General features: G+C 72.3%; 13 protein-coding genes. 4 read left to right on the top strand and 9 right to left on the bottom strand.

The genetic code is table 11. The features are described 5' to 3' along the window. Window positions 1–5: 5 nt before the first annotated feature. The 5 genes from kdpB to OG472_RS09320 are packed head-to-tail and all read right to left on the bottom strand — an operon-like array spanning window position 6 to window position 4,862. Complete coding sequence (gene kdpB, locus OG472_RS09340; RefSeq protein ID WP_405941309.1) at window positions 6–2,108, bottom strand: potassium-transporting ATPase subunit KdpB; 2,103 nt, start codon at window positions 2,106–2,108, stop codon at window positions 6–8. Further along, window positions 2,105–3,769 (bottom strand): potassium-transporting ATPase subunit KdpA, encoded by a 1,665-nt coding sequence (kdpA, locus tag OG472_RS09335; RefSeq protein WP_405941308.1) that lies wholly within the window; start codon window positions 3,767–3,769, stop codon window positions 2,105–2,107. The genes kdpB and kdpA overlap by 4 nt, the downstream gene beginning before the upstream one ends. An 8-nt stretch (window positions 3,770–3,777) precedes the next feature. Then, complete coding sequence (kdpF, locus tag OG472_RS09330) at window positions 3,778–3,867, bottom strand: K(+)-transporting ATPase subunit F (RefSeq protein WP_037807443.1); 90 nt, start codon at window positions 3,865–3,867, stop codon at window positions 3,778–3,780. Continuing rightward, window positions 3,864–4,049, bottom strand: a complete 186-nt coding sequence (locus OG472_RS09325) for a hypothetical protein (protein ID WP_401614057.1) — start codon at window positions 4,047–4,049, stop codon at window positions 3,864–3,866. The genes kdpF and OG472_RS09325 overlap by 4 nt, the downstream gene beginning before the upstream one ends. A 57-nt stretch (window positions 4,050–4,106) precedes the next feature. Next, window positions 4,107–4,862 (bottom strand): DUF4118 domain-containing protein, encoded by a 756-nt coding sequence (locus tag OG472_RS09320; RefSeq protein ID WP_401614056.1) that lies wholly within the window; start codon window positions 4,860–4,862, stop codon window positions 4,107–4,109. A 187-nt stretch (window positions 4,863–5,049) separates the two neighbouring features. Here OG472_RS09320 and recQ point away from each other — a divergent pair, with 187 nt between their 5' ends. Next, window positions 5,050–7,074, top strand: coding sequence for a DNA helicase RecQ (recQ, locus tag OG472_RS09315; protein WP_405941307.1), 2,025 nt, complete (start codon window positions 5,050–5,052; stop codon window positions 7,072–7,074). Between the two features lie 71 nt (window positions 7,075–7,145). On the opposite strand, the gene OG472_RS09310 is transcribed toward recQ, so the two are convergent. Continuing rightward, complete coding sequence (locus tag OG472_RS09310; protein WP_401614052.1) at window positions 7,146–7,964, bottom strand: alpha/beta fold hydrolase; 819 nt, start codon at window positions 7,962–7,964, stop codon at window positions 7,146–7,148. 102 nt (window positions 7,965–8,066) lie between these two features. Here OG472_RS09310 and OG472_RS09305 point away from each other — a divergent pair, with 102 nt between their 5' ends. Next, on the top strand, window positions 8,067–10,091 hold the full coding sequence (locus tag OG472_RS09305; protein WP_405941306.1) for a transcriptional regulator: 2,025 nt from the start codon (window positions 8,067–8,069) through the stop codon (window positions 10,089–10,091). A 111-nt stretch (window positions 10,092–10,202) separates the two neighbouring features. Beyond that, window positions 10,203–12,131, top strand: coding sequence for a tetratricopeptide repeat protein (locus OG472_RS09300; RefSeq protein ID WP_401614048.1), 1,929 nt, complete (start codon window positions 10,203–10,205; stop codon window positions 12,129–12,131). Window positions 12,132–12,156: 25 nt separating this feature from the next. Here the strand turns inward: OG472_RS09300 and OG472_RS09295 are convergent, their stop codons facing one another. Continuing rightward, the gene (locus tag OG472_RS09295) at window positions 12,157–12,513 is read right to left on the bottom strand and encodes a VOC family protein (protein ID WP_401614046.1); all 357 of its coding nucleotides are present in this window, start codon (window positions 12,511–12,513) and stop codon (window positions 12,157–12,159) included. Window positions 12,514–12,601: 88 nt separating this feature from the next. Beyond that, window positions 12,602–14,791, bottom strand: coding sequence for a catalase/peroxidase HPI (gene katG / locus OG472_RS09290; protein ID WP_405828939.1), 2,190 nt, complete (start codon window positions 14,789–14,791; stop codon window positions 12,602–12,604). A 189-nt stretch (window positions 14,792–14,980) separates the two neighbouring features. Between katG and OG472_RS09285 the strand changes: the two genes are divergently transcribed. Further along, window positions 14,981–15,412 carry a Fur family transcriptional regulator gene (locus tag OG472_RS09285; protein WP_401614042.1) on the top strand — a complete coding sequence of 144 codons (432 nt, stop codon included), beginning with the start codon at window positions 14,981–14,983 and terminating at the stop codon, window positions 15,410–15,412. Window positions 15,413–15,464: 52 nt separating this feature from the next. Here OG472_RS09285 and OG472_RS09280 read toward each other — a convergent pair whose 3' ends face one another. Then, window positions 15,465–17,027, bottom strand: a complete 1,563-nt coding sequence (locus OG472_RS09280; RefSeq protein WP_405941305.1) for a mucoidy inhibitor MuiA family protein — start codon at window positions 17,025–17,027, stop codon at window positions 15,465–15,467. Window positions 17,028–17,033 lie beyond the last annotated feature (6 nt).

Genomic DNA, 17,033 nt, shown 5'->3' with positions numbered 1-17,033 from the left:
GCCGATCAGCCGATTCCGGGGATGAGGGAGATGAGCAGGTCGATGAGCTTGATGCCGATGAACGGGGCGATCAGACCGCCCACCCCGTAGAAGCCGAGGTTGCGGCGGAGCATCCGGTCGGCGCTGGTGGGCCGGTACCGGACGCCCTTCAGGGCGAGCGGGACCAGCGCGATGATGATCAGCGCGTTGAAGACGACGGCGGAGAGGATCGCCGACTCGGGCGAGGACAGGCCCATGATGTTGAGCTTGTCGAGGCCCGGGTAGACCACGGCGAACATGGCCGGGATGATCGCGAAGTACTTCGCGACGTCGTTGGCGATGGAGAACGTGGTCAGGGCACCGCGCGTGATCAGCAGCTGCTTGCCGATCTCGACGATCTCGATGAGCTTGGTCGGGTTGGAGTCCAGGTCCACCATGTTCCCGGCCTCCTTGGCGGCCGAGGTGCCCGTGTTCATCGCGACGCCGACGTCGGCCTGGGCGAGCGCCGGGGCGTCGTTCGTACCGTCACCGGTCATCGCGACCAGCTTGCCGCCGGCCTGCTCCCGCTTGATGAGGGCCATCTTGTCCTCGGGGGTGGCCTCGGCGAGGAAGTCGTCGACACCCGCCTCCTCGGCGATGGCCTTCGCGGTCAGCGGGTTGTCACCCGTGATCATGACCGTCCTGATGCCCATGCGGCGCAGCTCGTCGAACCGCTCGCGCATGCCCTCCTTGACGACGTCCTTGAGGTGGATGACGCCGAGGACGCGGGCGCCCTTCTCGTCCTCGACCGCGACCAGGAGCGGCGTGCCGCCCGCCTCGGAGATCCTGTTGGCGAGCAGGTCGGCGTCGTCGGGGACCCGGCCGCCCTGCTCCTCGACCCAGGTCATGACCGAACCGGCCGCGCCCTTGCGGGTCTTCCTGCCGCCGGCATCGACACCCGACATACGGGTCTGGGCGGTGAACGCGATCCAGTCGGCGTGCGACAGCTCGCCCTGGTGGCGTTCGCGCAGACCGTACTTCTCCTTCGCGAGGACCACGATGGAGCGGCCCTCGGGGGTCTCGTCCGCGAGGGAGGAGAGCTGGGCGGCGTCGGCGAGTTCGGCTTCCGTGGTGCCCTTGACGGGCACGAACTCGCAGGCCTGCCGGTTGCCGAGGGTGATGGTGCCGGTCTTGTCGAGCAGCAGCGTCGACACGTCACCGGCGGCTTCCACCGCACGACCGCTCATCGCGAGGACGTTGCGCTGGACGAGCCGGTCCATGCCCGCGATGCCGATGGCGGAGAGCAGCGCGCCGATGGTGGTCGGGATCAGGCAGACCAGCAGCGCCGTCAGCACGATCATCGACTGCTCGGCGCCCGCGTAGATCGCGAACGGCTGCAGGGTCACCACGGCCAGCAGGAACACGATGGTGAGGGACGCCAGCAGGATGTTGAGGGCGATCTCGTTCGGGGTCTTCTGCCGTGCGGCGCCCTCGACGAGGGCGATCATGCGGTCGATGAAGGTCTCGCCGGGCTTCGTCGTGATCTTGATGACGATCCGGTCGGAGAGGACCTTGGTGCCGCCGGTGACGGCCGAGCGGTCGCCGCCGGACTCGCGGATGACGGGCGCGGACTCGCCGGTGATCGCGGACTCGTCGACGGAGGCCACACCCTCGACGACGTCACCGTCGCCGGGGATGATGTCGCCCGCCTCGCAGACCACCAGGTCACCGATCCTCAGCTCGATGCCGGGGACCTGCTCCTCGCTGCCGTCCCGGGTCAGGCGCCGGGCCACGGAGTCGGTCTTGGCCTTGCGCAGGGTGTCGGCCTGAGCCTTGCCGCGGCCCTCGGCGACGGCCTCCGCGAGGTTGGCGAAGATCGTGGTCAGCCACAGCCAGACGGTGATAGCCCAGCCGAACCAGTCCGTCGGGTCCTTGACCGCGAGGACGGTGGTGACCACCGAGCCGACCAGGACCACGAACATGACGGGCGACTTGATCATGACCCGGGGGTCGAGCTTGCGCACCGCGTCCGGGAACGAGCTCAGCAGCTGCCTGGGGTCGAACAGGCCCCCGCCGACGCGCCCGGCGCCCGGCTCGTGACCGCTGGGCGCGTCCTGGTGCGGAGCCCTTGTGGGAGTGACGGTGCTCATGCTGCGAGCCCTTCGGCGAGCGGACCCAGCGCCAGGGCCGGGAAGTAGGTCAGACCGGTGATGATGAGGATCGTTCCGACGAGCAGGCCGGTGTAGAGCGGCTTGTCGGTGCGCAGGGTGCCTGCGGTCTCGGGGACGGGCTTCTGCTCGGCGAGCGAGCCGGCCAGCGCCAGGACGAAGACCATGGGCAGGAAGCGGCCGAGCAGCATGGCGATGCCGATGGTGCTGTTGAACCACTGCGTGTCGGCGTTCAGGCCCGCGAAGGCGGAGCCGTTGTTGTTGGCGCCGGAGGTGTAGGCGTAGAGGATCTCCGAGAAGCCGTGCGCCCCGGAGTTCGTCATCGAATTCCCCGGGGTGGGCAGGGCCATCGCCGCGGCCGTGAAGCACAGCACCAGGGCGGGGGTGACGAGGATGTAGCAGGCCGCGAGCTTGATCTCGCGGGTGCCGATCTTCTTGCCCAGGTACTCGGGGGTGCGGCCGACCATCAGACCGGCGATGAACACCGCGATGATCGCCATGATCAGCATGCCGTAGAGGCCGGAGCCGACGCCGCCGGGCGCGATCTCGCCGAGCTGCATGCCGAGCAGCTGGATGCCGCCGCCGAGCCCCGTGTAGGAGGAGTGGAAGGAGTTGACCGCACCGGTCGAGGTGAGCGTGGTCGCGACCGAGAAGATGGCGGAGGCGCCGATGCCGAAGCGGTTCTCCTTGCCCTCCATGGCGCCGCCCGCGACGTCGAAGGCCGGGCCGTGGTGGGCGAACTCGGTCCACATCATCAGCGCGGTGAAGCCGATCCAGATGACGCCCATGGTGGCGAGGATGGCGTAGCCCTGCTTGACCGAGCCGACCATCCTGCCGAAGGTGCGGGTCATCGCGAACGGGATGACCAGGATCAGGAAGATCTCGAAGAGGTTCGAGAAGGGGGTGGGGTTCTCGAAGGGGTGGGCCGAGTTGGCGTTGAAGTATCCGCCGCCGTTCGTGCCCAGCTCCTTGATGACCTCCTGCGAGGCGACCGCGCCGCCGTTCCACTGCTGGGAGCCGCCCGGGAACTGGCCGACCTCGTGGATGCCGGCGAAGTTCTGGATGGCGCCGCAGGCGACCAGGACGATCGCGCCGATCACCGAGATCGGCAGCAGGATGCGGACGGTGCCGCGGACCAGGTCGGACCAGAAGTTGCCGAGCTCCCTGGTGCGGGAGCGCGCGAAGCCCCGTACGAGGGCCACGGCGACGGCCATGCCGACCGCCGCGGAGACGAAGTTCTGCACCGCCAGGCCGCCGGTCTGCACGACGTGGCCCATGGCCTGCTCGCCGGAGTACGACTGCCAGTTCGTGTTGGCCACGAAGGAGGCGGCGGTGTTGAAGGCCTGGTCGGGATCGATCGAGGCGAAGCCGAGCGAGCCGGGCAGGCTGCCCTGCAGGCGCTGCATCAGGTACAGGAAGAGGACGCTGACCGCGGAGAAGGCGAGGACGCCGCGCAGGTAGGCGGGCCAGCGCATCTCGGTCGACGGGTTGGCGCCGATGGCCTTGTAGATCCACTTCTCCGGTTTCCAGTGCTTCTCGGAGGAGTAGACGCGGGCCATGTGGTCGCCGAGCGGACGGTAGGCCAGTGCGAGCGCGGCGATCAGTGCGAGCAGCTGGAGCACACCAGCGGTTACGGGGCTCATGTCAGCGCTCAGAACCTCTCCGGGTACACGAGGGCGAGGACGAGGTAACCCAGCAGGGAGACGGCCACGGCGAGGCCGACGATGTTCTCGACGGTCACAGCTTGGCCACCCCTCGGGCGATGAGAGCCACCAGCGCGAAGACCGCGACCGTGGTGACGACGAAGGCCAGATCGGCCATCGTGAGCTCCTGGATGAAGTGGGTGAGGTGAATCGGCCAGATGGCCGATGACCAGACAACCCCGTCTTCACCAGGGTGTTGACGCGCTTTGACGGCCTCCATACGGGGGCACGGGATCTCTTGACGCCTCTCTGACGGGAGAACCGCCCGGGCCGCCCGTCAGCCCTGGTGGGAGAGGCCCGCGGTGTCCAGGGCGGCGCCGGCCTGAGCGGCCAGCGCGACGGCCACCTGCCGTGCCTGCTCGGCCGGGAGCGGGCCGGGGCGGGCGTCGAGGAGGAAGCGGCCGTAGTAGTGGCCGCCGCCGACCGCCCGCAGTTCGGTCTCGCCCTCGGGCCAGTCCGCGTACTCCGTGATCACGCTGCCGCCACGCAGCCACACGCTGCCGTCGTGCTCCAGCCGCGGCAGCCGGCCGGTCAGCCTTCCGTACTCGAAGCGGCAGCCGCGCAGCCCCAGCAGGCCGACCAGCTCCCGGCGGACGTGCCCGACCACCGCCTCCGGCGAGGCGCCGCTCTCGACGAGCCGGGCCGTGGCCCCGAGGCAGGACAGACGGGCGGCGTCGGTGACCACGGTCGCCCCGAGCCGGCGTGCCCGGACGGCCAGCTGCGAGACGATCAGCCCGACGACCAGCAGCAGCACGGCCGTCTCGACGTCCGCCCGCTCGTTGATCGTGAACTGCTGGTACGGCCTGGTCAGGAAGAAGTCGAACCAGACGGCCGCGCCGAGCGCGCCCAGCGCCCCGGCCGCCCTCGTCCCGAGGGCGGCGACGGCGACCACGGCCACGACCATGATCAGAGCGGTGTTCGTCGCCGAGAGGTCCGTACGGAACGGCACGAGCGCGAGCGCCACGAGGAAGGGGGTCACGAGGGCCGCGAGCAGTGCGGCGCCGTCGCGGAGCCGGTACGCGTGTGCGGACATGTGAGGCCTCCCGTCCGGACCGGCCGGTCCTGACAGGGCGCGGGTCGCCCACGAAGAGCCTGCCTCCGCGGCGGGCCGGGGTAACGCGGCCCGCGGCTCTTTTGACGCAGCCCGTACGCGCGGCTGGTTTTCCACAGGTTCCGGTGAGCGGAGCAGGGGTGTCGGCGGGTGCCGCTAGGCTTCTCGAATGGCCGCTCCGGACACCACCCACGAAATCTCCGATGCTCTGCAGGTGCTGCACCGCGTCTTCGGTTACAGCTCCTTCCGCGGCGAGCAGCAGGAGATCATCGACCAGGTCGTCGGCGGCGGTGACGCCCTCGTCCTGATGCCGACCGGCGGCGGCAAATCGCTCTGCTACCAGATCCCGGCGCTGGTCAGAGACGGCACGGGCGTCGTGATCTCGCCGCTCATCGCACTCATGCAGGACCAGGTGAATGCGCTGACCGCCCTCGGGGTGCGGGCCGGGTTCCTCAACTCCACGCAGGACCACCACGAGCGGCAGGCCGTCGAGCAGGCCTTCCTCGCCGACGAGCTGGACCTCCTCTACCTGGCCCCCGAGCGGCTGCGCACCGAGGGCACCCAGCGGCTCCTCGACCGGGGCAAGGTGTCGCTCTTCGCGATCGACGAGGCGCACTGCGTCGCCCAGTGGGGCCACGACTTCCGGCCCGACTACCTCGCGCTGTCCATGCTGCACGAGCGCTGGCCGAAGGTGCCGCGGATCGCGCTGACCGCGACGGCCACCGAGGCCACCCACGCCGAGATCGTGGCGCGGCTCGGCCTGGAGGACGCCCGGCACTTCGTCGCCAGCTTCGACCGGCCGAACATCCAGTACCGGATCGTCCCGAAGAGCAACCCGCAGCGGCAGCTGCTGGACCTGATCCGGACCGAGCACGACGGGGACGCCGGAGTCGTCTACTGCCTCTCGCGCGCCTCGGTGGAGAAGACCGCGGCCTTCCTGGCGGAGCAGGGCATCGACGCCGTCGCGTACCACGCCGGAATGGACGCCCGTACGCGCGCGGCGAACCAGGCGCGCTTCCTGCGGGAGGACGGGGTCGTGGTGGTGGCCACGATCGCCTTCGGCATGGGCATCGACAAGCCGGACGTGCGGTTCGTGGCACACCTGGACCTGCCGAAGTCGGTCGAGGGCTACTACCAGGAGACCGGCCGCGCCGGCCGCGACGGAGAACCGGCCACGGCCTGGCTGGCCTACGGGCTGCAGGACGTGGTCCAGCAGCGCAAGCTCATCGAGGGCTCCGACGGCGACGAGGCGCACCGCCGCTCCCTCGGCATCCACCTGGACGCCATGCTCGCGCTCTGCGAGACGGTCGACTGCCGCCGGACGCGCCTGCTGGAGTACTTCGGGCAGTCGGGCGAGCCCTGCGGCAACTGCGACACCTGCCTGACACCGGCCGAGTCCTGGGACGGGACGGTCCCGGCGCAGAAACTGCTGTCCACGGTGTGGCGGCTCGCGCGGGAACGGCGCCAGAAGTTCGGCGCCGGGCAGATCATCGACATCCTGCAGGGCAAGAAGACGGCCAAGGTCATCCAGTTCGACCACGACGGGCTCTCGGTGTTCGGCATCGGAGCCGATCTGAGCACCGCGGAGTGGCGCGGGGTCGTGCGCCAGCTGCTGGCCTCGCGGCTGCTGGCGGTGGAGGGCGACTTCGGGACGCTCGTGCTGACGGACGACAGCGGCGAGGTGCTGGGCGGGCGCCGCAGCGTTCCGATGCGCAAGGAGAAGGCGCCGGCCGGCCCGGCGAAGAAGGAGTCCGGGTCGCGCTCCGGGAAGGGCGCCCGCGTGCCGGTCGACCTGCCGGCCGGGGCCGAGCCGTTCTTCCTGGCGCTGCGCGCCTGGCGGGCCGCGACGGCGCGCGAGCAGGGCGTACCGGCGTACGTCGTCTTCCACGATGCGACGCTGCGGGAGATCGCGACGCGACTCCCCGCCACCGAGGCGGAGCTGGGCACCATCGGCGGGGTCGGCGAGGCCAAGCTCGCCAAGTACGCCCAGGGCGTCCTGGACACCCTGGCGGAGTGCAACGCCGCCGTGCCTGCGGAAGCCGGCGCCGGAGCCGGGCCCGCGCCTGCAGCCTCCGCCCCGCAGGCCGGATCTGCCCCGCAGGCCGGATCCGCCCGGCCGGCCCACGCCGGCCCGGCCGACGAAGAGCCGCCCTACGACCTGGACGAGGAACCGCCGTGGGAAGACTGGCAGTAGCCGGTCCGCAGTGACCGGTTCCGGCGCCCGGCAGGCACGTCGCCCGCCGGGCGCCCGCCGTGCGCCAGCCGTCAGGATGCGATCGGGTGACGGGCCAGGAACCGGGCCAGGGCCTCTGCGACGGGCCGGGACCGTTCGATGTGGAGCAGGTGGCCCACCCCGCCGATGACGCACTCCTCGATGTCGGGCACGTTCGAGCGGAGGAACGCCGCGACCTCGACCCACAGAGGCAGGGTGTCGCTCCCCAGTACGGACAGCACCGGCCGGCGGATCGCCGCCGCGTCGTCGGGCCCGAACCGCCACTCGGCCAGGGCGGGAAGCTCGACCCCGAAGAACGTGTCGGCGTCCTTGACCGCCTGCTCGACGCTGCCCGGCATGCGCTCCTCCAGCAGGGCCCGGCAGCGTTCCGGTTCCATCCCGCTGACCAGGGACAGGAACAGCCCCAGGGCGCGTTCGGCGTCGCCGTCGGCGTACGCCTGGAACGCCGGCGCCGCCTGGGCGAAGAACGCCTCGCCCGCGGGCACCGACAGCAGGGAGAGCTCCAGCAGGGCGACCGAGGCGATGCGGTCGGGGCGGTCCTGGGCCAGCTGCGCGGCGACCGCCGCGCCGCTGGAGTGCCCGGCCACGTGGACGCGCTCGATGCCGAGCCGGTCCAGCAGGGCGATGGCGTCGGCGGCGTGGTCGGCGACGGAGACCGGCCCGGGGGTGTGGGTGCTGCCGCTCCAGCCCCGCTTGTGATAGCGGATGAGCCGGTGGTTTGCGGCCAGTGCCGGTTCGGCGGCGAGCGGGGCGAACCCGTCGGCGAGGACCGGGCTGATCAGCAGGACCGGCTCCCCGGTTCCGCGGACCTCGTGTTCCAGGCGGATGTCGTTCACCGTGACGGTGTCCATGATGTCCTCCACTGTGGTTGTGGCTCACCATGGAGGCGTAAGCGGGACGGTTACCGCCGTAACCGACCCGCCCCGGGTCCGGCGCGGCGAAGGAAGACGTCCATGACTCATGCCTCCGGCGACGGGGCCGCGCTGGAGCGGGCACGGAACGCCGCGGCCCGCGGCGAATGGGCGCAGGCGTACGACGGCTACCTGGCGGCCCGGGAGGAGGCGGACGGGCTGGGCCCGGCGGAGCTCGCCGAGTTCGCCGGCGTCGCCTACGCCGCGGGGCACCTCGACGTGACCGTCGAGACCTGGGAGCGGCTCCACACACGGCTGGCCGGGCTGGGTGAGGACAACGCGGCGGCCGGAGCCGCCGTACGGGTCGCCATGCACCTGCTGTTCGACACCGCGCTCATGGCACCCGTACGGGGGTGGCTGCGGCGAGCCGAACGCCTCCTCGACCCGGCCTCGGCGACCCCCGCCCACGCGTGGTTCGCGGTGGTGCGCACCTTCGAGCGCCTCCTCAGCGGCGACCTCGACGCGGCCCGGGACTGGGCCGGGCGGGCCATCGAGACCGGCTCGCTCACCGATCCGGCGGCAACCGCGCTCGGGCGCGTGGCACAGGCCCGGCTGGTGATCCTCGACGGTGACGTCGGGCGGGGTCTGGAGCTCCTCGACGACGCCGGCACGGCGGCGATGTCCGGGGACCTCGATCCGCTGTCGACCGGAGTCGTCTACTGCGAGCTGGTGTGCGCCCTGCAGGGCCTGGCCCAGTACGACCTCGCCGAGCAGTGGACCGAGGCCATGGAGCGCTGGGCGCGCACGAACGCGATCGGCAGCCTGCACGGCCGGTGCCGGGTGCACCGGGCGGAGATCCTGCGCCTGCGCGGCCAGTGCGCGAGCGCCGAGCGGCAGGTGCTGCTGGCCTGCGACGAACTGAGTCCCTACCTGCGCCGCGAGCTGGGCTGGCCGCTGACCGAGCTCGGCCGGATCCGGCTGCGGCGCGGCGATCCGACCGGCGCCGAAGAGGCGCTGCTCGCCGCGCACCGCCTCGGATGGGACCCCGAACCCGGGCTCTCGCTCGTCCGGCTCGCCGGCGGCGACGTCGACACGGCGGCCGCCGCCATCCGGGAGGCGCTGGCGCGTCCGCTGCCGGTGCCCTCGAAAGAGCTGCCCCCCACCACCGAGCTGCGGCGGGCACCGCTGCTGGACGCCCAGGTGAGGATCGCCCTGGCCCGCGCCGACGTGGAGACGGCACGGGGTGCGGCCCGCGAGCTCGCCGAGGTCGCCGTCCGCTTCGAGAGCAGCGCGCTCGCCGCGGCGGCCGTGCGGGCGCGCGGCGACGTCCTGCTCGCCGAGGGCGACGCGGCCGGCGCGTCGGAGCTGTTCGCCGAGGCCGTCCGTGCCTGGAGCGACGTCGGCGCCCCCTACGAGACGGCCGAGTGCCGGCTGCGGCTCGCGGACGCCCAGGGCCTCCTGGGCAACCTCCTGGCCGAGAACCTGGAGCGGGAGACGGCGCGTACGGAGCTCGAACGGATCGCCTGCGCGCCCGCGGCCGAAGAGCCGCCTCCCGCCAGTTCCGAGCCGAACATCTTCGTCCGGGAGGGCGACTACTGGAAGGTCGTCCTCGACGACCGGCGCGTGAGCGTCCGCGACAGCAAGGGCATGCACCACCTGGCCCGGCTGCTCGCCGCGCCGGGCCGGGAGTTCCACGTCCTCGACCTCGTGGCCGCCGACAGCGACGACCCCGCCGCGGCCGCCGGGCTCTCCCGGTCCGGCGACCTCGGCCCCCTCCTGGACGACCAGGCCAAGGACATGTACCGCCGCAGGCTCGCCGACATCGAGGAGGACATCGAGGAGGCCCGCGCCGACAACGACATCGCCCGGCGGGAACAGACCGAGCTCGAACGCGAATTCCTGATCGGCGAACTCGCCCGCGCCGTCGGGCTCGGCGGACGCGACCGGCGCGCCGGCGCCGCCTCCGAACGGGCCCGGGCCGCCGTCACCCAGGCCGTGCGCAAGGCCATCGGCCGCCTCCGCGAAGCCGCTCCGGAGCTCGGCGACCACCTCGACCGCACGATCCGCACCGGCACCTACTGCGCCTACGTCCCAGACCCGCGCGTTCCCTCCCCGTGGTCCGTCTGACCCAGGGCGGCGCCTGCCCGAAACCTGCCGGATCACGGGAACCCGATGGGATATCCCACCGTTGTACGGGCTACTTTCGTAGCCACGACCGGCGTTGGGGGAGAGGCACCTGTGGACGAGCGGCTCGAAGCCGAAGGCGAAGTGGCGGTGGCACGGCTCGCCATCGACAGCGATGATCTGCCGCACGCGGCGGCGCACCTCTGCAACGCACTCACCGCAGACCCCCGGCACCCCGACGCCTACGAGGCGCTCGCCGAACTCGTCGCGGCCGCCGGTGGCCACGCCGCCGCGCTGAGGCTGTTCGCCGACGACGAGCCCAGCATCGGCGCGGTCGCCTGCGTCGCCCAGCTCCACGCCGCCGTCGGGGACTGGGAGCCCGCCGTCGGCGTCCTCGCCTCGGTGATCGCAGCCGACCCCGCCCGCCCCTGGGCCGAGGTCGCCTGGCTGGCCGACCCGGCCCTGCCCGGCCGGCTCGCACCGTCCGCCGTGGCCACGGCCGTCGCCCGGATCTCCCGCACCCTGCCCGAACCCCTCCCGCCGCCGCTCCGCGACGGGGTCCAGCCCTTCTACGCACTGGTCAGGGCCTGCGTCGCCGCCCACCCGAAGCACGTCCTGCTGAACACGCTGGCCTCCACCCTGGCCCGCCGCTTCGGCGACGTGGCCGACGCCGTCGCCTGGGCCGAGCGTGCCCAGCGGGCCGAAGCCGGCCACTGGCAGGCCATCGTGCTCGGCTCCGCGCTGCGCGCCGCCGGGCGGACCGACGAGGCCCTCGCCGTCTGGGAAGCGGAGATCGCCCGCGACCCCTCCGACCGGGACCTGTACGTCGACGTCGCGGAGCTGTACGGGCGGACCGGCCGCCCCGACGCCGGACTGGCCTGGCTCGAACGTGCCCTCGCCGCCGAACCGGACCACCCCAAGGCCGCCCCGGCCGTTTTCGCACTGCGCCACGCCGCCGACGGCGGCACCGCGCACCTGCTGGCCCTCGCCGACCACCTGCGCACCCACCCCGAACACGGCTACGCCGCCCAGCTCCTGGACGAGCTGTGCGAGGACCGGCCGTGGCTCGGCCACGTGCACCCCGCCTCCGAGGCGAGCATCAATGTGCTGCACCAGATGCTCGCCGAGCCCGGCACCGCCCGCGACCACAAGATCGAGCTGCTCATATCGAACCTGGAAGTACCCGGTACGCGGCTCGCCGTGAGGATGGGCTTCCCGCGAGCGCAGATCGCCTACCAGGCAGTGGCCGCTCCCGATCCCCGGGAGCCGCAGCGCCAGGTCGGCGCCCGGCTGTGGGAGTTCGGCGGTCCCGGGGGACTCGACGCCCGGCCCGCCGTCGCCCCGCCGTCGCCCGAGGCAGCCGAACGCGTGCGCCAGGTCGCCGCGTTGAGCTGGGCCGCGCCGGGGGCCGCGTACGACCACGCCGTACGCCTCGCCGACCTGAGCGCCGAGGACCTGCTGGCCGTCTGCGTGCACCCGCCGCTGCCGCGCGAGGGCGACCAGGGCGCGTACCTGCTGGGCCGGCAGCCCGAGATGTGGGTCCGCGCCGTGCAGACCTTCGCCTGCCTGGGCCTGGCCCACCACCGCGCGGACGAGCCCTGGGAAGGCTCCCGGCGCAGGGCCCTGCTGCTCGACCTGCTCTTCGGCCCCGAGGACTGGACCAACGAGGCGGCGGGCTTCGCGCTGCTCGCCACCGCCTGGGTCGACCCCGCCGTCCGCGAGGACGTCGGGCACCAGCTCGCCGACCGGATGATGGCGGTGAGCGAAGCCTGGCAGCAGCGCGACGCGACGATCCTCGCCTCGCTGTGCCGCCTCGTGCAGGCGTGCCCCTGGCTGGAGCCCACCTTCCTCGACCTGGCCGCGAAGATGCTGACGGCGGTGGCCGAGTTCGACGCACGAGTCCCGGACGACGACGAGCGACGCCGCGCGGAGCTGACCGCGGCGATGGAGGCACGGCAGGCGGGCTCCCCGGCACTGCAGGGCGGCCAAGAGAGCCGCAAGCGCCGCTCCCTCCTCGCCCGTCTTCGGGGCCTCGGGCGCTGAACCGCCGGGCGGGCCGGCCGCCGGATCAGGTACGGCGCGGGGCCAGGACGCAGAACTCGTTGCCCTCCGGATCGGCCAGCACGACCCACGTCACCTCGGGGCCCTGCCCGACGTCGGCCGGGCGCGCACCGTGCGCCAGCAGGCGGCGTACCTCCGCGTCCTGGTCGTCGGGGCGGAAGTCGAGGTGGAGCCGGTTCTTCACCGTCTTGGCGTCCGGCACCGGTACGAAGAGCACCCCCGGCAGCCGTTCGGGGGCCGGGCGGATCTCGTAGTCGTCCGGGTCGTCGTTCACGACGACCCAGCCCAGGGCCTGCGCCCACCAGCGCCCCAGGGCGGCCGGGTCCGCGGCGTCGACGACGAGCTGCTCCCACTCCAGTGCCATGCGCCGAGCGTAGGCCTGGGCGTTGGCGCACGCACCCGCTTATCCCCGGCGCCCGGCCGGCCGGTGGGGGCCGGCCGGGGTCCCGGGCTCAGACGAGGTCGAAGCGGTCGAGGGTCATCACCTTGTCCCAGGCCGCCACGAAATCGCGTACGAACTTCTCGCCCGCGTCCTTGGACGCGTAGACCTCCGAGAGGGCCCGGAGCTGGGAGTGCGAACCGAACACGAGGTCGACGGCGGTGGCGGTCCACTTGGCCTCGCCCGTGGCGACGTCCCGGCCTTCGAACACGTTCTCCGCCGTGGACGAGGCCTTCCACTGCGTACCCATGTCGAGCAGGTTGACGAAGAAGTCGTTGGTCAACGTCTCCGGCCGCTGGGTGAGGACGCCGTGGGAAGACCCCCCGAAGCCGGTGTTCAGGGCCCGCATGCCGCCGACCAGGACCGTCATCTCGGGCGCGGTCAGCGTCAGCAGGCCGGCGCGGTCCAGCAGCAGGGTCTCGGGCGACAGCTTCTCTCCCGCCCGGAGGTAGTTGCGGAACCCGTCGGCCTTGGGTTCGAGCACGGCGAACGCCTCGACGTCGGTCTGCTCCTGCGAGGCGTCCGTGCGCCCCGGTGCGAACGGAACGGTGATGGCGTGCCCGGCCTTCTTCGCGGCCTGCTCGACGGCCGCGCACCCGCCCAGGACGATCAGGTCGGCGAGCGACACCTTCACCGCCCCGGCCTGCGCGCCGTTGAAGTCCCGCTGGATCCCTTCCAGGGTCTGCAGGGTCCCGGTCACCTCGGGCAGGGCGTTGACCTTCCAGTCCTTCTGCGGCGCGAGCCGGATCCGGGCCCCGTTGGCCCCGCCCCGCTTGTCGGTGCCGCGGAAGCTCGAGGCCGCCGCCCAGGCGGTGGTGACCAGCTGGGAGACGGACAGTCCCGAGGCGAGGATCCGGGCCTTGAGGTCGGCGATCTCCGCGTCCCCGACCAGCGCGTGGTCGACGTCGGGTACGGGGTCCTGCCACAGCTGCGGCTCGGGGATCCACGGGCCGAGGTAGCGCGTGAGGGGTCCCATGTCGCGGTGCAGCAGCTTGTACCAGGCCTTGGCGAACGCGTCCGCGAGCCGGTCCGGGTTCTCGTGGAAGGCCTTCGAGATCGGAGCGTAGACCGGATCGAGCTTCAGCGAGAGGTCCGTCGTCAGCATCATGGGAGCGTGCCGCTTCGACGGATCGTGGGCATCGGGCACCGTGCCCTGCGCCGCGGGATCCTTGGGGGTCCACTGCTGAGCGCCGGCCGGGCTGGTCGTCAGCTCCCAGTCGTAGCGGAACAGGTTGTCCAGGTAGCCGTTGTCCCACTTCGTCGGCTCGGAGGTCCACGCGCCCTCGAGCCCGCTGGTGAGCGAGTCGACCCCGTTGCCCCGGCCGTACGAGTTCTTCCACCCGAGGCCCTGCTGTTCGATCGGGCACGCCTCGGGTTCCGGACCGATGTACTCGGGCCCGACCGCGCCGTGGCACTTTCCGAACGTGTGGCCGCCGACGATGAGCGCGACCGTCTCCTCGTCGTTCATCGCCATGCGCGCGAAGGTCTCGCGGATGTCCCGGGCGGCGGCGATCGGATCGGGGTTGCCGTTGGGCCCTTCCGGATTGACGTAGATCAGGCCCATCTGCACGGCGCCGAAAGGACCGGTGAGTTCCCGGTCGCCGCTGTACCGCTCGTCTCCGAGCCATGTGTCCTCGGGGCCCCAGAAAACCTCCTCGGGCTCCCAGATGTCCTCTCGTCCGAATCCGAATCCGAACGTCTTGAATCCCATCGATTCCATCGCGCAGTTACCGGCGAAAACCAGAAGATCGGCCCATGAGATCTTCCGGCCGTACTTCTGCTTGACCGGCCACAGCAAACGGCGCGCCTTGTCGAGGCTCGCGTTGTCCGGCCAGCTGTTGAGGGGGGCGAAGCGCTGGGCGCCGGAACCGCCGCCGCCCCGGCCGTCCTCGATGCGGTAGGTGCCCGCGGCGTGCCAGCTCATCCGGATGAAGAGCGGCCCGTAGTGGCCGTAGTCGGCGGGCCACCAGTCCTGCGAGTCCGTCATCACCTCGAAGAGGTCCCGCTTCAGCGCGTCGACGTCCAGGGACGCGAACTCCTTCGCATAGTCGAAGTCCTCACCCATCGGATTGGACAGGGGCGAGTTCTGGTGGAGAACCTGAAGGTCCAGCTGGTCCGGCCACCAGTCCCGGTTCGCCCGGGGGCGAGTCGGCGTGGGGGTCGGGGCGGGGATTACCGGGTTCTCGCTTTCGCTGCCGGACACGTCAGCCCTTCTTCCTGTCTCGGTGTTTCCCTCTGCTCACGGACGGCGCCGATAATCGAGCGGGTATCGGCGTCCGTATGGTCGCGCACCGCGGACCGCGCGGCCGCGAGAACACGCAGAGGGTGACGGAAGCGGAAGTGGAACGGGAATTGTTTCCCGCACGGCACGCAAGGGAGAGGCGAAGTCGGCATGAGTGACCTGATGGAGCGGCTGCGAGGGCGGCACGGTTGGCGCATGACGTCCCAGCGGCGCGTCGTGGCGGAGGTCCTCGACGGCGAGCACGTGCACCTCACGGCCGACGAGGTGCACGCCCGCGCGGCCGAGCGGCTGCCCGAGATCTCCCGTGCGACCGTCTACAACACCCTCGGCGAGCTGGTCTCGCTCGGGGAGGTCGTGGAGGTCTCGGTGCACGGCCGCGCCAAGCGCTACGACCCGAACGCGCACCAGCCCCACCAGCACCTGGTGTGCTCCGGCTGCGGCCTCATGCGCGACGTCCACCCGACCGGCGATCCGCTGGCGGGCCTCCCCGCGGAGGAACGCTTCGGCTTCTCGGTGTCCGAGGCCGAGGTCACCTACCGGGGGCTGTGCCCCTCCTGCGCTTCAGGTCCGCCGCACGGGTGAGTGCCCAGAGCCCAGTGGGCGCAGAGTCCGGTGGGCGCAGAGCCCGGCGGGCTCAGAGTCCGGCGACCTTGGAGCTCGCCGACAGCTCGTAGACCAGGGTGACCGTGCGCCGGCCGCCGGGCGGGAGGGCGACGTCCCAGCGGACGATCCCGTCGGCATCGACCTCCTCGGGCGGCGGGGAGCAGGCGTCCTTGCGCAGCCGTACCTCCACCGCCGAGACCTCCGAGACCGGGATCCGCTCCCGCAGCGCGACCACCCGGTCACCACGCTCCCCGGGGGCGGAGAACCGGGACAGGTGCAGCCGGACCGTGCGGGTGACCACGGTCCGCTGCATGATCCCGGCGGAATCCCGGGTCTCCTCGGCCTGCCGGACCACCCCGTGGTCGTCGCAACTGCCGAAGGCGAGCTCGACGGGGCCGCCGGGAGCGGTGAAGTCCAGCGTGCCGCGGCCACTGAATCCGCTGCCGCGGACCAGGTCCACCGGCCCGGCGAGCAGCGCGTGGCCGGACCGGTTGTCGAACCGCACCACCTGGGTGACCAGCGGTGACACCTCAGGTGAGCAGGCGTACTCACTGCTCGCGTCCGCGGTGAACACGGAGAGCGGCACCCGGTGGGCGCGACCGTCCCCGGGCACGGAGACCGGTGCGGGGGAGTGCAGCACGCGCGCCTCGCCGCCGTCGTCCACCCCGGGCAGGCCGAGCACCGGGGCCGGGCCGAGGGACCCGATCTCCTCCTCGCGCAGCTCCACGTCGACCGTACGGCGCTCCGCCGCGGAGCGGTCCTTGAGCGTCAGCCGGTCCTCGCCCAGCCGCGGCGGGTCGGTGGCCAGCGCCGAGCGGGCGGTCGACAAGGTCAGCCGTACGTCCGACCAGTCCTCGCCGGTGCGCTGCCAGACCACCGCGTCGGTCTCCAGGGTCAGGGCGTCCCCGTCGAGCACGGCCCGGTAGGCGGGCCGCCACAGCGCGCACGGGGTGAGGTGGCTCAGGCGCAGCCCGACCGGCCCGGCGACCGCGGCTTCCACCGTCAGCTCCACATGGCCGACCAGCTCGGCTGGCTCCTCCTCGGAGAGGTCCATGGCCCGCTGGACCGCGGCGAGTTCGGTGCCGAGCTCGGCCAGCCGGACCTCCACGGTGCGCAGTTGCTCACCGCAGGTGTCCCGCTCCGCGTCCAGCCGGTCCAGTTCGCGGGTCCAGCGCGGCCGTTCGGCCTCCCCCGAGCCGGCGCCCTCGCCGATGTCCCGCAGCAGATCGGCGGCGAGGCGGCCGAGCAGGCCGAGGCGGGCACGCAGCCGGTCGCGCCGCTGCTCCAGGGCCGGCCGCTCTTCTTCGAGGGCGTGTGCGCGCAGGCGCAGGGCGGAGTCCTCACCGGCGGAGGGCAGCGGTCCGCGCGGCGTCCAGCTGCGGACGATCCGTACGTCGAGCACCGTCGCCGGGTCGTCGGCGGTCAGCTCGGCGTGCAGGGTCCGGTCGACGGCCAGCGCGCTGACCGGCCCGAGCCGCAGCCGCTGGACGCCGGCCTCCAGGTCGAGCACGACGGTGCGCTCGACATGGGCGCGGTCCTCGAGACAGGTGACGGCGGTGACGGGGAGGGCGATCGCCTTCGGGGCCGTGGACATGGGGTG

Source organism: Streptomyces sp. NBC_00207, assembly GCF_045160965.1.
Classification (GTDB): domain Bacteria; phylum Actinomycetota; class Actinomycetes; order Streptomycetales; family Streptomycetaceae; genus Streptomyces.
Note: the sequence above shows the minus strand (reverse complement) of the source record. Positions and strands in the feature narration are given on the sequence as shown.

What these genes read in the sequence shown, in the direction of transcription:
- OG472_RS09280 (WP_405941305.1), bottom strand. Translation starts at nt 17,027, where the DNA reads ATGTCCACGGCCCCGAAGGCGATCGCCCTCCCCGTCACCGCCGTCACC.
- OG472_RS09325 (WP_401614057.1), bottom strand. Translation starts at nt 4,049, where the DNA reads ATGGAGGCCGTCAAAGCGCGTCAACACCCTGGTGAAGACGGGGTTGTC.
- kdpB (WP_405941309.1), bottom strand. Translation starts at nt 2,108, where the DNA reads ATGAGCACCGTCACTCCCACAAGGGCTCCGCACCAGGACGCGCCCAGC.
- recQ (WP_405941307.1), top strand. Translation starts at nt 5,050, where the DNA reads ATGGCCGCTCCGGACACCACCCACGAAATCTCCGATGCTCTGCAGGTG.
- kdpA (WP_405941308.1), bottom strand. Translation starts at nt 3,769, where the DNA reads ATGAGCCCCGTAACCGCTGGTGTGCTCCAGCTGCTCGCACTGATCGCC.
- OG472_RS09320 (WP_401614056.1), bottom strand. Translation starts at nt 4,862, where the DNA reads ATGTCCGCACACGCGTACCGGCTCCGCGACGGCGCCGCACTGCTCGCG.
- OG472_RS09285 (WP_401614042.1), top strand. Translation starts at nt 14,981, where the DNA reads ATGAGTGACCTGATGGAGCGGCTGCGAGGGCGGCACGGTTGGCGCATG.
- OG472_RS09295 (WP_401614046.1), bottom strand. Translation starts at nt 12,513, where the DNA reads ATGGCACTGGAGTGGGAGCAGCTCGTCGTCGACGCCGCGGACCCGGCC.
- OG472_RS09305 (WP_405941306.1), top strand. Translation starts at nt 8,067, where the DNA reads ATGACTCATGCCTCCGGCGACGGGGCCGCGCTGGAGCGGGCACGGAAC.
- OG472_RS09310 (WP_401614052.1), bottom strand. Translation starts at nt 7,964, where the DNA reads ATGGACACCGTCACGGTGAACGACATCCGCCTGGAACACGAGGTCCGC.